Source organism: Pseudoalteromonas porphyrae, from assembly GCF_001298125.1.
GTDB lineage: Bacteria > Pseudomonadota > Gammaproteobacteria > Enterobacterales > Alteromonadaceae > Pseudoalteromonas > Pseudoalteromonas neustonica.
In genome coordinates this window covers 1-641 of the sequence record NZ_LHPH01000087.1, presented here as the reverse complement: position 1 = coordinate 641, position 641 = coordinate 1, and the positions used below count along the sequence as shown (strand labels likewise).

The window sequence follows — 641 nt, the reverse complement described above, 5'->3', positions numbered from 1 at the left end:
AAGTTCTGCCCCCACGTATGCAGTACGCTTGTCATACCTAACTGACCATGCCTCTTTCGTTTCGCAAATTTGCTCAGCGTTTGCCATGCGGCTTTAAATAAACACTGATACAACGCGTTTGGGTTGTAGTGCGCAATGATATTTAACTCATGCGGGAGCGTAAAAACAAGGTGGAAATACCGACACGGTAATAAATCTTCCTGCTGTTTTTGCACCCATTTAGCCGTAGCCATCCCTTGGCAACGTGGGCAATGACGGTCTCGACAACTACACCCAATTTGTTGTACTTCACTACAGTTATCACATTGCCATGCTTGATAACCGAGCTGACCCGTTCTGCATGATTGAAGGTGTTGGCAGACACGCAGTTGTTGATAGCTCATCGTATGATGTTGCCGATAATTCCCAAGGCCAGAATTTAAAATATCAGCGAGGTGCAAGCCGCTCATTGGTTTCCCCAACTTGCGAGTAAATCAATGCCACCATGCCCTAATTCAGGTAACCAGTGTAAGTAACTTTGCGTGGTTCTAATGTCACTGTGACCAAGCTGGTGTTGCAGTTGATGAAGTGGCATACCTGATTCAAGTTGATGTGTTGCATAAGCATGGCGTAAGGCATGTGGATTACAGTGCGCTAAACCA

2 protein-coding genes are annotated in these 641 nt (G+C 45.9%); both read right to left on the bottom strand.

The features are described 5' to 3' along the window. Positions 1-449, bottom strand: a 449-nt coding sequence (locus tag ADS77_RS21295; protein ID WP_200909672.1) for a transposase zinc-binding domain-containing protein, incomplete at its 3' end; no start/stop codon positions are given. Further along, positions 446-641 (bottom strand): tyrosine-type recombinase/integrase (locus ADS77_RS21290; RefSeq protein ID WP_152960662.1); only part of this gene is annotated, 196 nt, incomplete at its 5' end. The genes ADS77_RS21290 and ADS77_RS21295, both read right to left, overlap by 4 nt.